At 39.8% G+C, this 17,256-nt stretch carries 16 protein-coding genes and 3 tRNA genes; 15 read left to right on the plus strand and 4 right to left on the minus strand.

The window, feature by feature from the left end:
* Positions 1–144: 144 nt before the first annotated feature.
* The 3 genes from G7074_RS20920 to G7074_RS20930 are packed head-to-tail and all read right to left on the minus strand — an operon-like array spanning position 145 to position 1,699.
* Complete coding sequence (locus G7074_RS20920) at positions 145–312, minus strand: Arc family DNA binding domain-containing protein (RefSeq protein WP_086545783.1); 168 nt, start codon at positions 310–312, stop codon at positions 145–147.
* Between the two features lie 2 nt (positions 313–314).
* Positions 315–836, minus strand: a complete 522-nt coding sequence (locus tag G7074_RS20925) for a hypothetical protein (RefSeq protein ID WP_166211109.1) — start codon at positions 834–836, stop codon at positions 315–317.
* Between the two features lie 5 nt (positions 837–841).
* Complete coding sequence (locus G7074_RS20930) at positions 842–1,699, minus strand: SPFH domain-containing protein (RefSeq protein ID WP_124559212.1); 858 nt, start codon at positions 1,697–1,699, stop codon at positions 842–844.
* Positions 1,700–1,890: 191 nt separating this feature from the next.
* Between G7074_RS20930 and G7074_RS20935 the strand changes: the two genes are divergently transcribed.
* Positions 1,891–3,897: an HD family phosphohydrolase gene (locus G7074_RS20935; RefSeq protein ID WP_124559451.1), complete on the plus strand. Its 2,007-nt coding sequence runs from the start codon at positions 1,891–1,893 to the stop codon at positions 3,895–3,897.
* Between the two features lie 81 nt (positions 3,898–3,978).
* A tRNA-Ser gene (locus tag G7074_RS20940) sits at positions 3,979–4,065 on the plus strand.
* Between the two features lie 384 nt (positions 4,066–4,449).
* On the opposite strand, the gene G7074_RS20945 is transcribed toward G7074_RS20940, so the two are convergent.
* The gene (locus tag G7074_RS20945) at positions 4,450–5,346 is read right to left on the minus strand and encodes an AraC family transcriptional regulator (RefSeq protein WP_124559211.1); all 897 of its coding nucleotides are present in this window, start codon (positions 5,344–5,346) and stop codon (positions 4,450–4,452) included.
* Between the two features lie 184 nt (positions 5,347–5,530).
* Between G7074_RS20945 and G7074_RS20950 the strand changes: the two genes are divergently transcribed.
* From G7074_RS20950 to G7074_RS21010, 13 genes are all read left to right on the plus strand, one after another.
* Complete coding sequence (locus G7074_RS20950) at positions 5,531–6,382, plus strand: aldo/keto reductase (RefSeq protein ID WP_166211112.1); 852 nt, start codon at positions 5,531–5,533, stop codon at positions 6,380–6,382.
* A 10-nt stretch (positions 6,383–6,392) separates the two neighbouring features.
* Positions 6,393–7,376: an aldo/keto reductase gene (locus tag G7074_RS20955; RefSeq protein WP_166211115.1), complete on the plus strand. Its 984-nt coding sequence runs from the start codon at positions 6,393–6,395 to the stop codon at positions 7,374–7,376.
* 44 nt (positions 7,377–7,420) lie between these two features.
* The gene (locus G7074_RS20960; protein ID WP_166211118.1) at positions 7,421–7,894 is read left to right on the plus strand and encodes a nuclear transport factor 2 family protein; all 474 of its coding nucleotides are present in this window, start codon (positions 7,421–7,423) and stop codon (positions 7,892–7,894) included.
* Positions 7,895–7,960: 66 nt separating this feature from the next.
* Positions 7,961–9,052 (plus strand): alpha/beta fold hydrolase, encoded by a 1,092-nt coding sequence (locus G7074_RS20965; RefSeq protein WP_233603831.1) that lies wholly within the window; start codon positions 7,961–7,963, stop codon positions 9,050–9,052.
* Between the two features lie 79 nt (positions 9,053–9,131).
* On the plus strand, positions 9,132–9,758 hold the full coding sequence (locus G7074_RS20970; protein ID WP_166211121.1) for a flavodoxin: 627 nt from the start codon (positions 9,132–9,134) through the stop codon (positions 9,756–9,758).
* Positions 9,759–9,775: 17 nt separating this feature from the next.
* A complete protein-coding gene (locus tag G7074_RS20975; RefSeq protein WP_166211124.1) occupies positions 9,776–10,501 on the plus strand; it encodes a carboxymuconolactone decarboxylase family protein in 726 nt (241 codons plus the stop codon).
* 16 nt (positions 10,502–10,517) lie between these two features.
* Positions 10,518–11,579, plus strand: coding sequence for an alpha/beta hydrolase (locus G7074_RS20980; RefSeq protein ID WP_166211127.1), 1,062 nt, complete (start codon positions 10,518–10,520; stop codon positions 11,577–11,579).
* A gap of 2 nt (positions 11,580–11,581) precedes the next feature.
* On the plus strand, positions 11,582–12,073 hold the full coding sequence (locus tag G7074_RS20985) for a cupin domain-containing protein (RefSeq protein WP_166211130.1): 492 nt from the start codon (positions 11,582–11,584) through the stop codon (positions 12,071–12,073).
* 511 nt (positions 12,074–12,584) lie between these two features.
* Positions 12,585–12,658, plus strand: a tRNA-Pro gene (locus G7074_RS20990).
* A gap of 53 nt (positions 12,659–12,711) precedes the next feature.
* Positions 12,712–12,785 (plus strand) — tRNA-Pro (locus G7074_RS20995).
* 398 nt (positions 12,786–13,183) lie between these two features.
* Positions 13,184–14,512 (plus strand): serine hydrolase, encoded by a 1,329-nt coding sequence (locus G7074_RS21000; RefSeq protein WP_166211133.1) that lies wholly within the window; start codon positions 13,184–13,186, stop codon positions 14,510–14,512.
* Positions 14,513–15,181: 669 nt separating this feature from the next.
* Positions 15,182–16,009, plus strand: a complete 828-nt coding sequence (locus tag G7074_RS21005; RefSeq protein ID WP_124559203.1) for a hypothetical protein — start codon at positions 15,182–15,184, stop codon at positions 16,007–16,009.
* A 3-nt stretch (positions 16,010–16,012) separates the two neighbouring features.
* On the plus strand, positions 16,013–17,254 hold the full coding sequence (locus G7074_RS21010) for a hypothetical protein (RefSeq protein ID WP_166211136.1): 1,242 nt from the start codon (positions 16,013–16,015) through the stop codon (positions 17,252–17,254).
* Positions 17,255–17,256: the final 2 nt, after the last annotated feature.

A 17,256-nucleotide genomic window follows, 5' to 3' on the forward strand; every position in this document is an offset into this window, starting at 1 on the left:
AGGTTTTGCGTTAAGGATTGTAAGGGTTTAGTGCCGGTTTTTTACCGGTACCGGAGCGCAGCCTTGAAAAGCCTGACCCTTTCCCGATTTTTCATCGGGATCAGGGTAACGCTCAAATTATTTTATAGTTAGTAGTTAACAATTCTATTCCTCTTTCGCTTTGCCTTTCTTCCGCGATTTTATGGCCTGTGTAAGTAAAAACTCGATCTGCCCATTGGTACTCCGAAATTCATCTGCAGCCCAGGTTTCTACTTCTTTTAATAAAGCAGGACTAATCCTTAATACAAAAGCTTTTTTATCTTTCTCCGCCATCTTTATTGTATTGCCTGTATATTGTACCTGGTTTTTAAATTGATGAGGAACATTTCCATTTCATCTATCCTGTTCGAACTGAAGAGGAGTTTTTTACCGTTTTTAAACTCTAGCTGTAAGCCCCTGTTTTTATCGTTTAATAAATAAGCCTTATCTTTAAATTTAAACCAGAGGCGGGTTTTTATTCCATAACCACCATATTCGGCAAGTGCATCATATTTTCTGATATAAGCCTTTTCAATGTTCATCCAGCGGAAATGGCTTGGTTTAAAATGAAATGGGAAATATCGGAAAGAAACGCCTTCAGCATTTATTTTGAGGGTTAGCTTATTCTGCTGGATTAAAAAAATAATTAAAAACGGAAGGAGGATAGCAAAAAGCGGTGCGAAATACATTTTTTTAAATTCCTGTAAGGCTACGCCATCCTTGTAATAAATCAAGATTAGCAATGTTGGTAATAACGTTGCTGCTGTTATCAGGTATAGCCACCAGATTTTTAAACCGTGTTTCTCCTCAAATTCCATTGTTCCTAATTGTATAAAGTGCCTGTATTTACAACGGGTTGCACATGGCGGTCACCACAAAGTACCACCAGTAAATTACTTACCATGGCCGCCTTACGCTCTTCGTCAAGCTCAACAATACCTTTTTGCGATAATTTTTCTAATGCCATTTCTACCATACCTACAGCTCCTTCAACAATTAATTTACGGGCTGCAATAACTGCAGTAGCCTGCTGGCGTTGTAACATGGCACTGGCAATTTCGGGCGCATAGGCCAGGTGCGAAATACGGGCTTCCAGTACTTCGATACCTGCCCTTGACAGGCGTTCGTTAAGCTCATTTTCTAAAAGCTCGCTAACTTTTTCTGCGCCATCTTTTAAGGTAATGGTGCTTTCTTCACCCTCTGCATGATCGTAAGGGAAAATGTTTGCCAAATGCCTTACTGCAGCTTCGCTCTGGATATTTACATATTGCATGTAATTCTCTACTGAAAAAATAGCTTTGGCCGTTTCGTTTACTTTCCAAACTACAACAGCAGCTATTTCAATCGGGTTACCCAATTTATCGTTTACTTTTAACTGTTGTCCGTTGAGGTTGTTGGCGCGCAACGAAACCTTTCTTTTGCTGGTTAATGGGTTTACCCAAAAAAAACCGTCGGTTTTTACCGTGCCTACATATTTACCAAAAAGGGTTAATACTTTCGATTCGTTGGGGTTATTGATAATCAATCCCGGTAAAACCAGAAAGAAATTGAAAGCCAGGATGCCACCTCCCCAAATAAAATTTTCGTTAACAAAACAGAAAATAGCTGCACCTAAAAGTGCTAAAAATAAGGCGAATGTTAAATAGCCTGATGGCGGATTAATGATTTTTTCTTGATACATGATTGATATTAATTTGATATCATAAAGTAAAATATAAAAACTGGTAATTGCAAACAAAATCAGTAAAATGTATATTGAGATAAAAATGTTAATTTTGAACATATAATAATTACATCGTTTTGGCCAAAATCAAGAGAAATTCCCACAAAATCCTTTACCGTAAGTATTCATCCAATCTGAAATATGTGATGATGATATTTACTGTTTTTATCATCACGCTATTCTTGCCCAAACAGCCAAGATTCAGGTATGAGTTTGAAAAAAATGCCGTATGGAAAAATAAAGACCTGATCTCGCCTTTCAGTTTTGCCATTTTAAAAACGAGTCCACAGGTAAGTGCCGATAAGAAGAATGCCCTGAAGGATATTTTGCCGGTTTATCAATTGGATAAAGAGATTACAGCCAATGCACTTGATGAGTTTTCGAACGAGTTTGATATTAAGTGGAAATCGAAACAACTCGATGAAAAAGATAAAGAAACGTATAAAAATTCGGCCTACAAACTGCTTCAAACCATTTACCAAAAGGGGATTATTGGTTTAAATGTGAAACATCAGGCGGGTGGAAAAAATTACGATTTTTCACTTATTGAAAACAATGTGGCTCAGGAACGCAATACGCAAGATGTTTTTACAGCCGAAACAGCCCTGAACTTTTTTAAAAATAATTTTAAAGCGCCTAATCCTGTAATGGGTGATTTGGTAGCCAATCTGGCTATCGATCATATTGCACCTAATATTGTATTTGATGAGCGTTTAACCAAAACGATACAGGACAATACCATCAACAACATTTCGACCACTAAGGGAATGGTGCAGAAAGGGGAGTTGATAGTAGCTAAAAATGACGTAATAGACGAGGAGATTTACCAGAAACTCGAATCGTATAAGGCCACTTACGATGCACAGACTAAAACAATAGGCAGCAGGGCCCTGGTTTATTTGGGGCAGGTAGTGCTGGTAGGTTTTATCCTCACTATATTAATGTCGTTCCTGTTTCTTTTCCGTAAAGATATTTTTGCTGATAACCGCCAGCTGTCGTTAATCCTGATTGTAACCACCGGTATGTTGCTGGCGCTTACCTGGGCCATAAAAATAGAAATCCCCAGCCTTTACTATATACCGTTCTGCGTAGTGCCTATTATTATCCGGATTCTTTTTGATACGCGCTTGGCACTTTACCTGCATATGCTGGTAATTTTAATAGCCGGTTTTTTTGTGGCCAACAGCTTCGAATTTGTGTTTTATCAGGTTACGGCGGGTATGGTAGCTATTTTCAGTATCAAAAACTTTGTTAAGCGCGAACGGTTTCTGGTTTCGGCTTTGTTTATTTTGTTGGCTTACTTTGTGGCTTTTGTAGGTATTGCTTTGTTGCGTGAAGGCTCTTTCCGCGAAATTGAATGGATTAACTTTATTCCTTTTGTATTTAGTGTACTATTGTCGCTGCTGGCTTATCCTTTAATTTACCTGTTCGAGCGTATTTTTGGTATTACTTCTGATGTAGCCCTGATCGAACTCACCAATACCAATAATAAACTGCTTAGGGAGCTTGCTTTTAAAGCGCCTGGTACCTTTCAGCACTCATTACAGGTGGCTAACCTCGCCGAGGCTGCAATATTTAAAATAGGAGGGAACTCGGTATTGGTAAGGGCTGGCGCCTTGTACCACGATATTGGTAAGGTTGATAATCCGCAATATTTTATCGAGAACCAGAATACAGCGGTTAGTCCGCACGATAAGCTGCCTTATGAGCAAAGTGCACAGATTATTATTCAGCATGTACATAAAGGAATTGAGATTTTAAGGAAGAACCAGATTCCAGAAGCGATTATTGATTTTATCAGAACGCATCATGGAAATACCCGGGTCGATTATTTTTATCAGTCGTTTTTAAAAAATTCGCCTGAAAAATTTGTCGACGAAAACATTTTTCGCTACCCCGGACCGATTCCTTTTAGCAAAGAAACTGGTGTGTTAATGTTGGCAGATTCGGTCGAAGCTGCCTCAAGAAGTCTGAAAAATCCCGATGCGCAGAACATAAATGACCTGGTTGAACGGATAATTAACTACAAATTGGAGCAAAATCAGCTTGATGATTGCGATTTAACGTTAAAAGATATTGAAACTATCAAATTGATATTCAAGACGATGCTGATGAGTATCTATCATGTTCGCATAGATTATCAACAATTATCATAATTTTTTTTTGCAGAATAACTTGTTTTACTATATTTGCAGACCTCAAAACAACGCCGGTAGGGCGAAAAACAGAGGTTGAAAGGTGAGGTGCCTGAGAGGCCGAAAGGAACAGTTTGCTAAACTGTCGTACTGGTAACGGTACCGCGGGTTCGAATCCCGCCCTCACCGCTAGAAAAAATAAAAACCCTGCAACGCAGGGTTTTTTTATGGATTTTTATTTTTTTAACTTACTGAAAATCAGATATTTGCTTATTTGTGTTTCTTCTGCATCCTCTGAAAAAACCTTAAAATCAAATCGCCTGAAAAAGGCATTTTTCAACTTGTAAATATTAAGATGTTGTTTTAGAGTTGGTTAAGGTGTGTTTTGGTTTTGTCCGTTCCAATCTGATAAGAAAATATGGGTGTCTTTCCGTGATAGCTCACGGAGACCAGATCACAGAAGTTGCCTGGTTTAAGTGTTACCTCAATAATATTTGGATAGAATTGAAATACACGGTACACTAATGAAGATTCTTGTCAAACTATAGTTCAGACCGAGGTACCAAAACAATATTAATTCAGCGTTCTAAATTCGTTTGGAGTTAATCCTACACGCTGTTTAAACAATCGGTTTAAGTGCTGAGGATATTTAAAGCCTAGTTCGTAGGCAATTTCACTTACTGTTCTTCTAGTGCCGTATATCTTGTTTTTGGCAATTTCAATAATTTTGTTTTGAATGTATTCCTGTGCAGTAGAACCTGTTTCTTTTTTGATAAGATCACCAAAGTATTTTGCAGAAAAATGCAATTGATCAGCGCAATAAGCCACAGAAGGGAATCCCAGGGCATATGGCTTGTCTGACGCAAAATAATTGTTCAACAGGTTTTCGAATTTTTCTATTACTCCTCTATTAACCGTTTCACGGGTAATGAACTGTCTGTCATAGAATCGGTCGCAATGATTAAAAAGCAGTTCTATGTTCGAAGCAATTACTTTCTTGCTGTGTTTGTCTATTGATTGGTGCAGTTCGGTGTCGATTTTTGAAAAAAGGTCCAATACCAGATCCCTTTCTTTTGGAGAAAGGTGAAGCGCCTCACTTGTGTTATAACTGAAAAAACTGTATTCGGTAATGGCCTTTCCTAACGAGGTTCCCAGAAGCATATCCGGATGAAAAACCAAGCCATGACCTGCCGGCTGATAATAATCTACCTTATTCTCTACATCAATCATTTGTCCCGGAGAAATGAACACAAGCGTGCCTTCCTGATAATCATAGTACTGGCGTCCATATTTCAGGTCGCCACATTTCACATCTTTTAAAAAGACACAATACAGATCGAAATACATTTTGGAGCCCGTCCGTTTATTTGCCTTTGAAAAATCAAGGACACTTACCAGCGGATGGCTGGTTTGGTGGTTGTTAAATGCATTGTATTCGGCAATTGACCTGAAGTGAAATTCCTTTTCCATAACCTTTTGTTTTACAGATCAAAAATAAACATTAATAGTTGCTTTCTCTGGTGTGCTTTATTAGAACGGGAATATTGGTAGTAAAAGCAGGAATCTGTCTACACGCTATAGTGCTTTTGGATCGGATATTTGTTGCTGTATTAAAATTGCTTTGATAGACATGGCTGTTTTAAAATGTCAAAAGATGGAAACAGTAAAATTAAATAATGGAATAGAAATGCCCATGCTTGGATTTGGAGTATTTCAGGTAACCGATCTGGCCGAATGTGAAAGAAGTGTGATAGATGCAATAGAGACAGGCTACCGCTTAATTGATACGGCTGCTTCTTATATGAACGAAGAGGCCGTTGGCAGAGCTATCAAACATAGCGGAATTAATAGGGGAGAGTTGTTTGTTACCACAAAACTATGGATTCAGCCAAATGGTTACGAAGGAACGAAAAAGGCTTTTAACAGATCGCTTGAAAAGTTGCAGCTCGATTATCTGGACTTGTATCTGATTCACCAACCTTTCGGCGATGTATATGGAGAGTGGCGTGCTATGGAAGAGCTTTATCAGCAGGGTAAAGTACGTGCAATTGGTGTAAGCAATTTTCAGCCCGACAGGTTGATCGACCTGATTATTCATAACCAGATAGTTCCGGCAGTTAACCAGATCGAAACACATCCTTTTCACCAGCAGTTGAACACGCAGGAATTTCTGTCCAGGCAGCATGTACAGATCGAGTCGTGGGGACCATTTGCAGAAGGAAAAAACAATATCTTTAATGATGAGTTATTGGTTGCTATCTCGAGGGAGCATGGAAAGTCTGTTGCTCAGGTAGTGCTTCGCTGGTTAGTGCAACGCGGTGTTGTGGCTATCCCGAAAACCGTAAACAAAAGCCGCATGGCAGAGAATTTCGATATTTTCGATTTTAAGCTCAGCGCTGATGATATGGTTGCTATTCAGGCTTTAGATACGAAGGCTAGTAGCTTCTTCGATCATCGCGACCCGGCTATGGTAAAATGGTTGGGAGAAAGAAAGTTGAACGATTAACCTAAAAAAAATGGAAAAAAGAATATTAGGAAATGGTGGACTGGAAGTGTCTGCGTTAGGTTTAGGTTGCATGGGCTTAACTTTTGGCTATGGTCCGGCAGCAGATGAAAAAGATGCGATTAGCCTCATCAGACGCGCTTATGAACTGGGAATTACTTTTTTTGATACGGCAGAAGCTTACAGTCAAGGCGGTAACGAAACCCTTTTAGGCAAAGCTGTTGCTCCTTTCAGGGATCAGATTGTAATTGCCACCAAGTTTGGTTTTCTGGATGGCGATGCGTCTAAAGGTGTCTATAGTCGTCCTGAAAGGATTAGGCAGGTTGCTGAAAATTCTTTAAGGTATTTAAATACCGATTATATTGATCTTTTCTATCAGCATAGGGTTGATCCGAATGTACCGATGGAAGATGTAGCAGGAACGATACAGGATTTGATCAAAGAAGGAAAGATCAGGCATTGGGGATTGTCTGAGGCAGGTGTAGAAAGTATCAGCAAGGCACACGCAGTACAGCCTCTGGCGGCGTTGCAGAGCGAGTATTCTTTGTTTTTCAGAGAGCCAGAGAAAGAGATCATTCCGCTATTAGAAGAGCTCGGAATAGGTTTTGTTCCCTTTAGTCCGCTTGGGAAAGGATTTCTGACAGGTGCAATCGATGAAAACACCAGGTTTGATGCCTCAGATTTTAGAAATGTTGTACCTCGTTTCTCACCGGAGAACCGCAAAGCCAATCAGGTGTTGGTGAATGTTGTTCGTCAGATAGCTGAAAAAAATAATGCTACTCCAGCACAAATATCTTTAGCCTGGCTATTGGCACAAAAGCCCTGGATTACCCCAATACCCGGAACAACAAAAATGAATAGGCTGGAAGAAAACGTTGGCGGTGCTGAAGTCAACCTCTCAGAAAATGAACTGGCAATTATTCGCGAAGCAGTTTCGGTAATTGATGTGCAGGGAGAGCGTTATCCCGCTGATCTACAGAAACGTGTTGGGCGTTAACTGATAATATTGAAATCAATTTATACTCACTTAAATTAAACTACATGAGAAAAACGATTATCGAGGCATTATTGCTGGTCCTTACCTCAGCATGCTCCTACGCGCAAACACAGGGTCGTAGACAAACCACACCAACCAAGGCTGAGCAGGAAATTTTAGACCTTTCCAGAAAGAAATGGGATTGGATGGCAGATAAAAATACAGATTCTCTGGCTGTCCTGTTTGATGATAAATCTGTATTTGTCCACATGGGCGGAAGCTGGGGAAAAGCTCAGGAAGTGAACGTTATTAAATCCGGTGGTATTCATTATAAAAAGGCCGATATCCATTCTGCTGGTGCTAATATCATTGGCAATACAGCTATTTTATTGAACAACATTACTTTACTGGCAGTGGTTGGCGGAAATGAGGTTACCAATCCCTTTATTGTGACAGAGGTTTATATTAAAGAAAATAACAGATGGAAGCTAGGATCTCTTTCTTTTACCAAGGTTAACACCCCAGGTGGGCCACGTTAAATCTGAGGAGAACCTATGAAACGATAGTAAAACCGGCTTGCTTGATTAGCCCGATATGAATATAACATGATGAAGATAAGGATAGACATAATTTTAGCAGCAGCTTTGCTATCGCTTAGCTCAATTACCGTAAGAGGCCAGCGGCAGAAGTCCACAAAGCCTTTAGTTATTGCCGGGCAGGGAAGCTTTGCAATTGGCGGAAAAACGAATTTGACTCAAGGCGTCTTCGATGTTAAAAATGCCCTCAAACCAGATGGGCAGACTTTTCATGGCGACCATGCCTATGTATTTTATCAGCGTCCTGTTAAAGCACATAAATATCCACTGGTTTTCTTGCACGGTGCCGGGCAATCAAAAAAGACCTGGGAAACTACTCCAGATGGGCGTGAAGGCTTTCAGACTTTATTCTTAAGACGTGGATTCGGAGTTTATCTCCTGGATCAACCTCGCCGGGGTGAAGCAGGAAAAAGCATGGTTGCAGCCAATGTTGCACCAACTGCTGATGAACAATTCTGGTTTACACAGTTCAGGATTGGTAATTATCCCGAATATTTTCCTGGGGTACAATTTCCCAGAGATTCTGCATCTCTTGAGCAATTCTACAGGCAAATGACCCCGAATACCGGCCCGTTTGATGCTACTGTAGTGAGTGAAGCTGTTTCAGCACTGTTCGATAAAATTGGCAGCAGTATTCTGATAACCCATTCTCAGGGTGGCGGTCCAGGTTGGCTAACAGGAATCAAAAATGATAAGGTAAAAGCTATAGTTGCCTATGAGCCGTACAGCGGTTTTTTGTTCCCTGCCGGAGAACTGCCTGCGCCAATTTCATCTGCGGGGCTTTTTGGAGCGTTGAAAGGGACTGAAATTCCGCTTGCTGATTTTAAAAAGCTGACGAGGATGCCGATTGTGATTTACTATGGAGATAACATTGCCGATTCTCCGACATCTGTATGGAACAAGGATCACTGGCGTTCGGGCCTTGAAATAGCCAGACTTTGGGCAAAGACGATCAATAAACATGGCGGTGATGCTGAGGTAGTTCACCTGCCTGAAATCGGAATCAAGGGCAATACCCACTTTCCTTTTTCTGACCTGAACAACATTGCCGTGGCTGATGTTTTATCAAACTGGCTAAAGAAAAAAGGATTGGATAGGTAATACAGGTAGTTTTTTCGGTAATCTGTCTACTTTATTGCTTTTCATCTTGCCGAAATTTGTAATCAGAAACTAAGTGCAGATGAAAAGAACAGGAAAATACTTTATAATGCTAAGCGTGCTAATCAGTCTGATGACAGCATGTTTAAAGGCACAGAATCATACGGGTAATAAGCCGGTATTTACAGATCAGAAGATTCTGATTGTTTACCTGTCGCGGACCGGAAACACCAAAGCTGTTGCACACATGATTCAAAAGTATACAGGAGGCAGGCTGATGGCAATCGAACTGGAAAAACCTTACCCGGAAAACTACCGGCAAACAGTAGATCAGGTGGCGCGCGAAAATGAATCCGGCTTTTTGCCTCCATTAAGCACAAAAGTTGATAGCATTGAAAGCTATGATGTAATATTTGTAGGTTTCCCCACCTGGGGCATGCAGCTGCCTCCGCCTATGAAAAGTTTTCTCAATAGTTACAAGCTAAAAGGCAAACAGATTATTCCTTTTAATACTAATGGAGGTTATGGTATAGGCAGTAGCTTTGAAAAAATAAAAGCGCTTTGTCCTGATAGCAAAGTGATGGATGGATTTACCGTAACTGGTGGATCTGAACGGAATGGGAAGTTACTGATGATTGTTGGTGCCAAAGCCGTTGAGGTTGAAGCTGAAGTAATCAAATGGTTAAGTCGGATTGGCTTTACAAAATGAGGAAATAAAAAAATATTATGAAAAGATTCGTTTATAAAGTTCCGGTGTTGGTAATGCTGTTCATGAGTACAGTGGTTTATTCAAAAAACAGTGTTAAAGATACAACGCTCAGTATGAAGCAACAAAGCCTGATTAGCATTGCTTCAGTTGCAGCAAAGGGTGATCTTGCCAAACTGGAGTTAGCGTTAAATTCAGGACTGGATAATGGCCTGACTATTAACCAGGCTAGAGAAGTATTGGTTCATTTGTATGCTTATTGCGGTTTCCCAAGAAGTTTGAGAGGTCTTCAAACACTCATTACTGTAGTCGATCGGCGTAAAAACAGGGGAATTGTTGATCAGCAAGGACCAGAGGCATCGAGAATTGAAAGTGCAGAAACCAAATATGAAAGAGGGAGAAAGAATCTGGAGCAGCTTAGAGGAGTGCCGGAAAAGGAAACAAAAACCGGATATGCGGCGTTTGCGCCAGAGATTGAAGTGTTTCTAAAAGAACATCTCTTTGCTGATCTGTTTGAACGTGATGTGTTGACTTTTGCCGAAAGAGAACTGGTTACAGTTTCTGTGCTGGCAAGCATCGGTGGAGTTGAGCCAATGTTAAAGTCACATCTGGGCATCTGTCTGAACCTCGGAATCACGAGTGGCCAATTGCAGCAGTTTGTTGATCTTATTAAACTTAGCGTTGGTAAGAAGGAAGCGAAAGGAGCTGGGGCTGTTCTGCAAGAAGTACTGGAAATAAAAAAGTAAAACTGAAATGAAGATAATGAAAAACAAAACAACGATAGCTGCGCTATTGATATCATCTTTTGCTGCAACGGAGTTGAATGGACAAACAATGGCAAAAGTGCAGGAGAAAAATCCGTTTACTTTGGTGTATGCTGGTGCTATTTCTAAAAATGAAAAAGGAAAGGTGAACATTTATCCGGTAAAATATAAACTTAATGGTATCGAAATTGCCGCTAATGTGTATACTCCAGCTGGGTTTAATACATCAAAACATTACGCAGCGGTAGTGGTAGCGCATCCTAATGGCGGAATAAAAGAGCAAACCGCAGGACTTTATGCACAGCGTTTGGCAGAAGCAGGTTATGTTACGATTGCTGCTGATGCTGCTTACCAGGGAGCGAGTGGTGGACTGCCACGTCATATTGATAAACCAGCAAGCCGTATAGAAGATATACGTGGCATGGCAGATTACATCAGCCAATACGCTGGAGTTGATGCCAACCGTTTAGGAGTATTGGGTATATGTGGAGGAGGAGGATACGCACTAAAAGCATCCCAATCCGACAAACGCTTTAAGGCTGTAGCTACCTTAAGTATGTTCAACTCAGGCGAGGTGAGAAGAAATGGCTTTCAAAATTCGCAAATTGCAACCATTCAAGAGCGCTTAAAGCAAGCATCTGATGCCCGTGCCCAGGAATCAGCAGGAGGTAAGATTATTTATGCGGGCGTTTCCAGCGTCAGCGATCAAGAAATTGCAAAAACCAAAACAGATCTTTACCGGGAGGGATTTGAGTATTATTACCGTACACATGCCCATCCAAACTCAACTTTCCTATATACCATGAGCAGCCTGCTAGATTTGATGACCTGGGATGCTTCTACTGGCATGGATCTCATCAATCAGCCTCTGTTGATGATAGCGGGAAGTAAAGCGGATACAAAATATATGACCGACGAGGTATTTGTAAAAGCAACAAATGCCAAGAATAAAGAGTTGTTTGTTCTTGATGGTGCCACGCATATTCAAACCTACTGGAAACCTGAATATGTATCACTGGCATTGAGTAAACTTGTACAATTTTATCAGACCAATTTATGAGAATGAAAACGATAAAACAGGCCGGATTATGGATTGTTTTTCCGTTATGCTTATTTTCCTGCACTCAGGATAGTAAAATTTCGCAGAACGTGAAAACCGAAGATGCTGTTGTTTTTGCAAAGGGCAAGCGGGTAACAAATGATAATTTTTCAGGAGCAGTGTACCTGCAGCCATTAATAGAAAGCGATAGCTTAAATCAGAACAATGTTGGTAATGTGACCTTTGAGCCGGGTGCCCGATCAAAATGGCATGCTCACCCAGCAGGGCAGATCTTGTTGGTAACCGGTGGGGTGGGGTATTATCAGGAGAAAGGTAATCAGAAGATTATTTTAAGAAAAGGAGATGTGATCAAGTGTCCACCTAATATTCCTCATTGGCATGGAGCGAGTGCCGATATCGCATTTTGCCAGGTTGCAATTACCGGGCGTGAGAAAGGGCCTACCGTTTGGTTGGAGGCTGTTAGTGATAGTGTTTATCTGGCAGGTGCTAAGTAATGGTGTTTTTACACTATAAAAATTCTAGTTAACTATGTAGTAAACTGATTTGTAAAAGTTGCTTTCTTGCTGAAGAAGCCATGGTTCAAATGATAAGGGAAAAGCTATCTGTTTATTGAAAAGATGTACGATGGGGTTAGATAAAGGAAGGTTTTCAATTTCAACTAATGTAATGTCTTATCATAAATAAAATACTTTTTTTGAGCTGAGGGCTTCATATTTGCAACAATAATTCTTTAATATGAAATGTATGTGTGCCAATTGCTGGCTAGTGAAGGTTTTTAATGAAAAATAATCTCGTTGACAATTAGGTGATTATAGGAGAGATTTTAAAAAGTACTGTGCATCCTATTGCAAACATCAGATTTATCTATACCTTTGCCGCTGTTAAAACGGATTAGTTCTTTTAATAAATAGATTGAAAAAAAGAGGTAAAAAAAATGGAAATACCCAATAAAATCCATATCTTTGCCATCCCTTAGGAATAAGGTTAAAAAGAAGATACCAAGTTCGGGATGTAGCGTAGCCCGGTATCGCGCCTGCTTTGGGAGCAGGAGGTCGTAGGTTCGAATCCTGCCATCCCGACAAAAAGTTCAATCCACTTTTAAAACAGGATTAAAAAAGATCGATACCAAGTTCGGGATGTAGCGTAGCCCGGTATCGCGCCTGCTTTGGGAGCAGGAGGTCGTAGGTTCGAATCCTGCCATCCCGACGAAACAAGGATTCAAAATCCTATAAAAAACCTCTAATCAATTGATTTAGAGGTTTTTTTATTTTTATCTCATATCATTTAGGGCTAAAATCATCTTGTTTAAGGAAGTTAAAATCATGATATACTATGGCTTTAGAATCCAAAATTGCAAACCTTATGCTGATGCGTTTTAAATTGTACTGATTTGCTGCAAGTCGAAATCTAAATTACCTTTTTAAGAACTTTGGCCAAGTGTTGATATGTCAAAGACTGCGAGGCTGTTTTAAAAATGAATAGGCTAGATTCAACCAGATTGGATATGTTGGAGTTAATTTTTAATTTATCATCAAGACCCGAATGCAGGCTTATTTAAATCAATAGTTATTGCGTATATTCAGCCCCGATTAACGCGAATATCAATGAGATCAATTGCCACACTATTACTATGCCTGCTAATACTCAATACGCGGGCCCAACAGATTAATACCGCAAAACTTGATAGTTTTTTTAATGCTTTGGGAGTCAATCAAAAGGCTATGGGCAGTTTCGCCGTCTCTAAAAACGGAAAACTGGTCTATCAACGCTCACTGGGATTTCGAACAGTTAAACGGGATACGTTACGTGCCGATTCACTTACCTGCTACCGCATAGGGTCTATCACCAAGGTTTTTACAGCAACTATGATCTTCCAACTTATTGAGGAAGGTAAGTTATCTCCTGATACCAAGTTAGCAGTTTTTTATCCAAAACTGCCCAATGCGCCGGAAATCAATATAGCACAGCTCCTTTCCCATAGCAGCGGCCTGATGGATTATGTTAATGATGTATCTGATAAATCCTGGATCACCAGGGCGCATGCTCAATCGGAATTATTAGATACCATTGTAAAAAGAGCTCCACATTTCATTCCAGGTTCCAAACAACAATATTGTAATTCGGGTTACCTGTTGCTGGCCGGTATTATCGAAAAAATTACAGGTAAATCCTATTCCAAAGCCCTTGAAAGTCGTATTAGCAAAAGAATAGGGCTGAAACAAACCCAATCTGGCATAATCAACAATACAGGAGCTGCAGAGGCAAGTTCTTACGGCATGAGAAATCAATGGACGCAGATTACCGACATCTATTTCCCGAACGTAATTGGTGTAGGCGATATTCTTTCAACGCCAGCAGATATGCTGAAATTCCTTAACGCCCTATCTTCAGGCAAGCTTGTCAGCGAAAAAAGTTTTGCCAAAATGAGTAACTTCAATCAGGGTGATCTATTTGGCATGGGACTCATTAAAGTACCTTTTTACAACCAGATAGGCTTTGGGCACAACGGAGCCACATATGGAACATTTAGTATGCTTTGCAACTTTCCTTCGAGTGGAATCAGCGTCGCCTTATCACTCAATGGCCAGGGTTACAGCCTCAACGAAATTACCATCGCGATGCTTTCTATCTGTAACGATATGTCCTTTGAAATACCAACTTTCAAAGATGTTGAGTTATCTCCTGAACAACTCAAAGCTTGTTTGGGCATATATTCTAACAAAACATTGCCGTTTAAAATCACCATAACCGAAAACGGGGGTAAGCTTCAGGCCCAGGCCACCGGACAATCACACTTTCCCTTACAGCCCACCTCAGCCAATACTTTCAGATTTGATGCAGCTGGCATTAAGATCGTTTTTAGTCCTGAGCTAAGCCAAATGACTTTTAGTCAGGGTGGCAAATCATTTCTTTTTAATAAAGATATTAATTAGTGGATATAATTGTTTAGATGCAAGAACTCTGTTGCTTTGTTTGTCATTAATTAAGTATTTCTTTCCGATAAATTCAGGATGTTGTTAGAGATTTGTTTTTTCAGGATATAGAGAATGGCAATAACAATAACCCTAATGATCTATTTTGTATTTTTTTAGATAAACACAGAAAAATATAAGATACAAAAAGGTTAATACGGTTAAAATGGCTGGCACCTGCAGGAAAAAAAAGACTGTGAGTAAGAGTCGTTTCTTTATCTGCTAATTAAATATTTTATTTTGTATTTTTTAACATACTTAATTTTAAGTATATTTATGTGTTGTGTAAAGATGTTTTTTATAATTGGAGATAAAGTTCGTATCTATGTAATAAAAATATCTGTTTAATTTTTTAGAAATCTAAAAACGCTCATATCCATGCAAACGCTCTTTAATTGTAATAAATCTTATTGTTTTTTATTGTGTTTTAATCTTTAATGCACTGTTTGTAAGTGCTTTGTAAGCTTATTTTAGCTGAGCGTATCTGCCAGCTTAATTGCTATGTTTTATAACTTCTGGTGCTCGTAAAGGACCAGATTTCTTGCAAAACCTTTGATATTTATCAAACAAATTTGGAATATATACGTAATTAGTTATTTACATTTTTAATAAAAACCAAACGTAACAATTGTGAAAAATTTACTATCAATCATTGTCCCCGTGCTTGAAGGAATGGAAGAATCGCCGTTAAAGCACCAACTTTTAACTTATTTCCCACAGCAGGCTGATTACTTTACATCCATAGAGGAAAGTTTTACAAAGCTCACGGCCATTCAACAGGATCGGGATCAGCTTAAACCTTTTTTTCATAGCTGGAGCCAAACCAACAATAGTGCAGTTACAGTAGCAGGATTAAGTAATCGAATGACCATGCTGATCCACAAAAACATGCCTGTAGCCAATGAGTCAGAGTTATTCAAATCTGTAGCTAATCTGAACAGGATCGTTGATGAGGATCTGGCTGTTGTTGGAAAAGTATTGCATTCAGACCTGTTTTATACCATGGCAACAAATACCTGTGGCGATGATGGTTGGTTGTTAAGGCAGTATCTCGATCCAAGTGCCCGTGCCTTTAAATATTGGAAAGATCAAAACTCGCTACGCAATAAAGATCTAATGATCGGACTTTTAACCACATTGGTACACGAAATTTATACGCACGGCGAAGTGGAGTTTATACTGCCTAAGTTTACACGTTGGCTGGAAGATGATTTTGGTTTTGATAAAGACACCTTAAAACACACTTTGGCCTGGATAGCGGTACATTGCGGACCTACAGAAAAAAATCATTTCTTTTATGCTGTAAATTCAATTAATCATTATGTAAAGGCTATGGATGTTAATCTGGCTGATTACGACCTGAAAGAAATCGTTTCTGATTATTTAAGTAAAAAAGCATTGGTAATGGAAAATATCAGTGCCATCCTGGAGCCGGTTATGGCTGAGGAAATGGAATAAATTATGAAGGGAGAACTTGTTGAAACGCATACCATTTGTAGTAAAGATTTCCTGAACGAATCGCTGATGAAATATTTGGGAGAGATCCCCTGTAATGGCGCCGATTCTTTTTCGCCGGTACCCGTTGCCGTGGATCAGCAGGAGATTGTCAGGATGGAGAAATTATGTAAGGTTTTAAATAAAGCCTTAATTGCAGTGGTAAATGCTTATTTTGATGACGAAAGGATACAAGCCATATATAACTTTGATGAAGGCTTGAACAGTATTTTACGCATTGCAAAAGATCTGCCATACAAGGTTGGAATGTATCGGCCTGACTTTTTACAGGCTGAAAATGGTGATATCAAAATTTGTGAAATAGGTGCGCGGTACCCGATTAACGGATGGATGATAAGTTATTACCTTAACCGGATTATTGGAGATACTAAACCTACAACCCCGTCCTTATTAGCGGCAGTTCCGGCACAGCAGGATTTTGTTGAAACCATTTTTAGCCGTTTTAATCCTAGTGAGCCTGTTGTACTTCTACACGAAAAGGAAAAAGGTACAGAGGTGTTTTACCTGTTCAATGAATTTGGTAAACTCGGTTTGGATTATGTTGATGCAAGCCCTGCAGAGCTCACTTGTCAAAACGGTGTGGTTATGTTGCATGGTAAACCCGTTAATCAGTTTATATTGGAAATGGACCGGGAAGAATTACGCAATTTCGATCCTGAAGTACTGAAGCTGATCATCAGCGAGGCAAATTATTTTAATGATGTGCGCACACTGACCCTGGTTCACGATAAACGGATTCTGGCTGTTTTGTTTGATGAAGAGATAATGAGCGATTACCTTGCGACAGACGAATACCAGTTTTTACAGACATTTTTAATCCCCACTTTTGCTTTGCATGCACCCCTAAAACGGGAAGAAATAATGCTTTCGGCAGATAACTGGGTGTTAAAACGAAACAGCGGCGGGCGTGGAATTGATATGTATGTAAAAAATGAATGCGATGCTACGTTCTGGACAACGGTTGTAACCGAACAATGGCCTGATTATATGGTACAAGCGTATGTAAATCAACGCTGGTTTAAGCATGGTAAAGATTCGAACGAAACTTTGATTAACCTTGTTGGCATGTTATTGTGTTATAATAACCGGTCTTTTGGTCTAGGTCTGTTCCGTGGTTCGGCCGAGAGCGTGGTGAACGTTCATCAGGGGCGCGGTGTAATTTTTCCGGCAATGATGTTTCAGTCTTAGGT

It is taken from the genome of Pedobacter sp. HDW13 (assembly GCF_011303555.1).
GTDB lineage: Bacteria > Bacteroidota > Bacteroidia > Sphingobacteriales > Sphingobacteriaceae > Pedobacter.

Coding starts and splice junctions, on each gene's coding strand:
- G7074_RS20975 (WP_166211124.1), top strand. CDS start 9,776: ATGAAAAGATTCGTTTATAAAGTTCCGGTGTTGGTAATGCTGTTCATG.
- G7074_RS20955 (WP_166211115.1), top strand. CDS start 6,393: ATGGAAAAAAGAATATTAGGAAATGGTGGACTGGAAGTGTCTGCGTTA.
- G7074_RS20965 (WP_233603831.1), top strand. CDS start 7,961: ATGATGAAGATAAGGATAGACATAATTTTAGCAGCAGCTTTGCTATCG.
- G7074_RS20935 (WP_124559451.1), top strand. CDS start 1,891: ATGATATTTACTGTTTTTATCATCACGCTATTCTTGCCCAAACAGCCA.
- G7074_RS20970 (WP_166211121.1), top strand. CDS start 9,132: ATGAAAAGAACAGGAAAATACTTTATAATGCTAAGCGTGCTAATCAGT.
- G7074_RS21010 (WP_166211136.1), top strand. CDS start 16,013: ATGAAGGGAGAACTTGTTGAAACGCATACCATTTGTAGTAAAGATTTC.
- G7074_RS20920 (WP_086545783.1), bottom strand. CDS start 312: ATGGCGGAGAAAGATAAAAAAGCTTTTGTATTAAGGATTAGTCCTGCT.
- G7074_RS20950 (WP_166211112.1), top strand. CDS start 5,531: ATGGAAACAGTAAAATTAAATAATGGAATAGAAATGCCCATGCTTGGA.
- G7074_RS20980 (WP_166211127.1), top strand. CDS start 10,518: ATGAAAAACAAAACAACGATAGCTGCGCTATTGATATCATCTTTTGCT.
- G7074_RS20985 (WP_166211130.1), top strand. CDS start 11,582: ATGAAAACGATAAAACAGGCCGGATTATGGATTGTTTTTCCGTTATGC.
- G7074_RS21000 (WP_166211133.1), top strand. CDS start 13,184: ATGAGATCAATTGCCACACTATTACTATGCCTGCTAATACTCAATACG.
- G7074_RS20925 (WP_166211109.1), bottom strand. CDS start 836: ATGGAATTTGAGGAGAAACACGGTTTAAAAATCTGGTGGCTATACCTG.
- G7074_RS20960 (WP_166211118.1), top strand. CDS start 7,421: ATGAGAAAAACGATTATCGAGGCATTATTGCTGGTCCTTACCTCAGCA.
- G7074_RS20930 (WP_124559212.1), bottom strand. CDS start 1,699: ATGTATCAAGAAAAAATCATTAATCCGCCATCAGGCTATTTAACATTC.
- G7074_RS20945 (WP_124559211.1), bottom strand. CDS start 5,346: ATGGAAAAGGAATTTCACTTCAGGTCAATTGCCGAATACAATGCATTT.